Origin of the sequence: Cellulosimicrobium cellulans (genome assembly GCF_042723955.1) — a bacterium.
GTDB lineage: Bacteria > Actinomycetota > Actinomycetes > Actinomycetales > Cellulomonadaceae > Cellulosimicrobium > Cellulosimicrobium cellulans_H.
In genome coordinates this window covers 1-5,025 of sequence record NZ_JBHXIC010000041.1, presented here as the reverse complement: position 1 = coordinate 5,025, position 5,025 = coordinate 1, and the positions used below count along the sequence as shown (strand labels likewise).

The window sequence follows — 5,025 nt, the reverse complement described above, 5'->3', positions numbered from 1 at the left end:
GGGGGGGGTTGTGTGTGTGTTCGCACCCGCCACGCCCCCGCAGAGCGCGCGCGGGGGCGCCCCGGCGCGGGGGGGGCCCCCCGCGGCGGTGGGCCCCCCCCCCCCGCCAGGGTGCGCGTGCGCCGTCGGGCAGGCCCGCAGCGCTAGCGGTGGCTCACGCCACCAGGGAGCGCAGCACGTACTGGAGGATGCCGCCGTTGCGGTAGTAGTCCGCCTCGCCGGGGGTGTCGATGCGCACGACCGCGTCGAACTCGACGCTCGTGCCGTCACCCTTGGTCGCGGTGACCTTCACCGTCGAGGGCGTGGAGCCGCCGTTCAGCGCCGTGATGCCGGCGATGTCGAACGTCTCGGTGCCGTCGAGGCCGAGCGACCCCGCGTTCTCGCCCGCCGGGAACTGCAGCGGCAGGACGCCCATGCCGATGAGGTTCGAGCGGTGGATGCGCTCGAAGCTCTCCGTGATGACGGCCTTGACGCCCAGGAGCGCCGTGCCCTTGGCCGCCCAGTCGCGCGACGAGCCGGAGCCGTACTCCTTGCCGCCCAGGATGACGAGCGGCGTGCCCTGGGCCGCGTAGTCCTGCGCCGCGTCGTAGATCGTGTCCTGCGCGTCCTTGACGAAGTTGTAGGTGTACCCGCCCTCGACGCCGTCGAGGAGCTGGTTGCGCAGGCGGATGTTCGCGAACGTGCCGCGGATCATGACCTCGTGGTTCCCGCGGCGCGAGCCGTAGGAGTTGAAGTCGCGACGCGAGACGCCGTGCTCCGCGAGGTACTTGCCGGCGGGCGAGTCCACCTTGATGGCGCCCGCGGGGCTGATGTGGTCCGTGGTCACCGAGTCGCCGAGCTTCGCGAGGACGCGCGCACCGGAGATGTCCGTGACGGGCGACGGCTCCATGCCCATGCCCTCGAAGTACGGGGGCTTGCGCACGTAGGTCGACTCCGCGTCCCACGCGAACGTGTCGCCCTCGGGCGTCTCGAGCGCGCGCCACCGGTCGTCGCCGGTGAAGACGTCCGCGTAGTCCTTGGTGAACATGTCGCGGTCGATCGACGCGTCGATCGTCGCCTGGACGTCCTCGGGCGACGGCCAGATGTCCTGGAGGAAGACGGGCTCGCCGTGCGGGTCCGTGCCCAGGGGCTCCCCGTCGAAGTCGAAGTCCATCGTGCCGGCGAGCGCGTAGGCGATGACCAGGGGCGGCGACGCGAGGTAGTTCATCTTCACGTCGGGGTTGATGCGCCCCTCGAAGTTGCGGTTCCCGGACAGCACCGAGACGACCGAGAGGTCGTGCTCGTTGACCGTCGCGGAGATCTCGTCCGCCAGGGGGCCCGAGTTGCCGATGCACGTCGCGCACCCGTAGCCGACCAGGTGGAAGCCGAGCTTCTCCAGGTACGGCCAGAGGCCCGACTTCTCGTAGTAGTTCGTCACGACCTGCGACCCGGGGGCCATCGACGTCTTGACCCACGGCTTCGACGCGAGACCACGGTCCACCGCGTTCTTCGCGAGCAGCGCGGCCGCGAGCATGACCGACGGGTTCGACGTGTTGGTGCACGACGTGATCGACGCGATGACCACGTGGCCGTGGTCGAGCTCGGTCGACGTGCCGTCCTCGAGCGTCACCGGGACGACCTTGTGCGGGCGCTTCGCGCTGTCGGCGTGGCCCGGCGCGACCGGGTGGTCCGACTCGTTGTCGTGCGCCGCGGCGGCGATCGGGTCGGACGCGGGGAAGGTCTCCTCGACCGACTCGTCGAGGCCCGTGAACGGCGCGGCCTCGCCGGCGTCGACGTAGTCGAGGATCGCGGAGGCGAACGACTCCTTCGCCTCGCCGAGCTCGATGCGGTCCTGCGGGCGCTTGGGGCCGGCGATCGACGGGACGACCGTCGAGAGGTCGAGCTCGAGGTACTCCGAGAACACCGGCTCGACGTAGCTGTCGGACTCGGGGTCGAGCCACAGGCCCTGCTCCTTGGCGTACGCCTCGACGAGCGCGAGCTGCTCGTCGCTGCGGCCCGTGAGGCGCAGGTAGTCGATCGTCACGCCGTCGATCGGGAAGATCGCGGCCGTGGAGCCGAACTCGGGGCTCATGTTGCCGATCGTGGCGCGGTTCGCGAGCGGCACCTGGGCCACGCCCGCGCCGTAGAACTCGACGAACTTCCCGACGACGCCGTGCTGGCGCAGCATCTGGGTGATGGTGAGCACGACGTCGGTCGCGGTGACGCCCGCGGGGATCGACCCGTTGAGCTTGAAGCCGACGACGCGCGGGATGAGCATCGAGACGGGCTGGCCGAGCATGGCCGCCTCGGCCTCGATGCCGCCGACGCCCCAGCCGAGCACGCCGAGGCCGTTGACCATCGTCGTGTGCGAGTCGGTGCCGACGCACGTGTCGGGGTAGGCGCGCAGCACCCCGCCGACCTCGCGCGTCATGATCGTGCGCGCGAGGAACTCGATGTTCACCTGGTGCACGATGCCGGTGCCCGGGGGGACGACCTTGAAGTCGTCGAACGCCGTCTGGCCCCAGCGCAGGAACTGGTAGCGCTCGTGGTTGCGCTGGTACTCGAACTCGACGTTGCGCTCGAACGCGTCCGAGCGGCCCGCGACGTCGATCTGCACCGAGTGGTCGATGACCATCTCGGCCGGCGCGAGCGGGTTGATGCGCGACGGGTCGCCGCCGAGCTCCGCGACGGCCTCGCGCATGGTGGCGAGGTCGACGACGCAGGGCACGCCGGTGAAGTCCTGCATGATCACGCGCGCGGGCGTGAACTGGATCTCGGTGTCGGGCTGCGCGTCCGGGTCCCAGGACGCAAGCGCACGGACGTGGTCCGCGGTGATGTTGGCGCCGTCCTCCGTGCGCAGGAGGTTCTCGGCGAGGATCTTCAGGCTGTACGGGAGGCGCTCGACACCCTCGACGGCGGACAGGCGGAAGATCTCGTACGAGTTCTCACCGACCTCCAGCGTTCCCTTCGACCCGAACGTGTCGACGCTGCTCACTCGTAGCTCCTTCGTGGCGAGACGGTGGCACGGATGCCATGGTTCAGGGGGCTTCGCCCAGCCTACGCCGGGCCGGCGCGCCGCTCAGGCCAGGCCCGGAGGGCCTCCCTGGCGGTGGTCGGCGGCTCGTCCACGACCCGCTGCGACCTGCACCGCGACCAGCATACCCCATATATCTTGACGTCAAGATATATGCCAGGCGCGACCGCTCGAGCGTGACGCCCTCACGGCTCTGGGCTCAGAGGTCGCAGTCGCACAGCAGGTTGAGCTCGACGACCTGCTCACCCTCGTCGGGCCGCGCCCAGGCCTCCGCCTCGGCTCGCGACGCGAAGCTTCGCCCCGCGAGCCGCCCGTTCGGCATCAGGACGCCCACGCCCACGATGTCCCGGACGTCGTCCGAGGCATGGGCGGTCGGGTCTCCCGCCGCAGCCGCCGTCGCCGACCCGCTCGTGCTCGTCACGTCCCTCATCGCCCCGCTCCTCCGCCGCCTCTTTCCCATCGTCCTCCTCGGTCGCCGTTCGGCGCACCCGGGTCCACGCAAGGCCGAGCGCGCGCGGCACGGTCAGCGCGTGAGGACGGCGACCGCCTCGACGTGGTGCGTCATCGGGAAGAGGTCGAACGCGCGCAGGGACGCGAGCCCGTAGCCGTGGTCGGCCAGGTAGGAGACGTCGCGCGCGAGCGCGGCGGGGTCGCACGCGACGTACACGACCCGGGCGGGCTGCCGGGAGGCGATCGCCTCGACCACGGCACGGCCGGCACCGACGCGCGGCGGGTCGAGCACGACGACGTCCGCGCCGGTCGGGTCGGCGGCGAGCACCTGCTCGACGGGGCCGTGGTGCAGTTCGACCTGGTCGAGCCCGTGCGCGTTGCGGCGCGCGTCGCGCACGGCCCGCTCGTCGCCCTCGACGGCCACCACCGAACCCGCCGCCCCGACGGCCGCCGCCAGGGGCGTGGTGAACAGTCCGGCACCCGAGTAGAGGTCGAGCACGCGCGCGCCGTCGAGGTCCCCCACGCCGTCGAGCACCGCGCGCGTCAGGGTGGCCGGCGCCTCGCGGTGCACCTGCCAGAACCCGGCCGCCGCGACGCGGTACTCGTGCTGCCGGTCGCCGAGGACGACGCGCTCGGTCACGCTGCGGCGTGCGTTGGGGCGCTGGTCGGGAGAGCCCGACCGCCACGGCTCGCCGTCCACGAGGACGACCGGCGCCGAGCCGACGGGCGCGACGAGCTCGATCCGCGTGCCCGGCCGCCAGGTGCGCGTGAAGACCTTCTCGCGCGCCGCGAGCTCCGCGACGTCCTCGGTGGCCAGCGGCATGCCGTCGAGCGCGACGACGTCGTGGGACCGGAAGCGGTGCATGCCCGCACGGCCCGTGCCGTCGGCGACGAGGTCCACGCGCGTCCGGTAGCCGAGCCCGCCGCGCTCGCCGTCGCCCGGCAGACCCTCGACCTCTACCTGAAGGTTAGTCTCGTCGAGGTCGATCTTCCCGAGCCGGCGCAGCTGCTCGGCCAGCACGTCCCGCTTCCAGCGGCGCTGCGCGTCGAGCGCGACGTGCGCCAGCTCGCCGCCGCCGACGCCCCCCGGACCGGCCTCCGGCCACACCGACGGGACCCGGTCGGGCGACGCCTCGAGGACCTCGACGGCGTCGGCGCGCCAGAACTTCGCGGCCTCGCCGCCCTCCGTGACCCGGGCACGCACCCGCTCTCCGGGCAGGGTGTGGCGGACGAAGACGACGCGCCCGTCGTACCGCGCCACGCAGTGGCCGCCGTGGGCCACCGGGCCGACCTCGAGCTCGACCTCGACCTCAGGTCGAGGGTCGACGCGGGCCGACTGACGTGTCGCTCGACCACCCTGGCGGCGGGTCGTACGGCGCCCGCCGCCGCGCGCGGCGCGGCGGTCCGCGAAGGGGTCGGACGGTCGGTCGGAGGGCACGGCAGGACCACGCGAGGAGGACGGCATGCCCCCAGTATCCCGGACGCGCCCCGACCCACCCGCCGGGGCGGGGGGGGGGGGGGCGGGGGCCACCCCCCCCCCCCCCCCCCCCCCCCCCCCCCCC

Annotated in this window: 3 protein-coding genes; all 3 read right to left on the bottom strand. The window is 72.8% G+C overall.

Going from position 1 to position 5,025, the window contains the following annotated elements:
• Positions 1 to 154 precede the first annotated feature (154 nt).
• The 3 genes from ACFWH7_RS12480 to ACFWH7_RS12470 all read right to left on the bottom strand — a co-directional run bounded on the left by ACFWH7_RS12480 (position 155) and on the right by ACFWH7_RS12470 (position 4,901).
• Positions 155 to 2,974, bottom strand: coding sequence for an aconitate hydratase (locus tag ACFWH7_RS12480; protein ID WP_378216822.1), 2,820 nt, complete (start codon positions 2,972 to 2,974; stop codon positions 155 to 157).
• Positions 2,975 to 3,212: 238 nt separating this feature from the next.
• Positions 3,213 to 3,443, bottom strand: coding sequence for a hypothetical protein (locus ACFWH7_RS12475; protein WP_378216821.1), 231 nt, complete (start codon positions 3,441 to 3,443; stop codon positions 3,213 to 3,215).
• 93 nt (positions 3,444 to 3,536) lie between these two features.
• The gene (locus ACFWH7_RS12470; RefSeq protein WP_378216820.1) at positions 3,537 to 4,901 is read right to left on the bottom strand and encodes a class I SAM-dependent RNA methyltransferase; all 1,365 of its coding nucleotides are present in this window, start codon (positions 4,899 to 4,901) and stop codon (positions 3,537 to 3,539) included.
• Positions 4,902 to 5,025: the final 124 nt, after the last annotated feature.

Coding starts and splice junctions, on each gene's coding strand:
- ACFWH7_RS12475 (WP_378216821.1), bottom strand. CDS start 3,443: ATGAGGGACGTGACGAGCACGAGCGGGTCGGCGACGGCGGCTGCGGCG.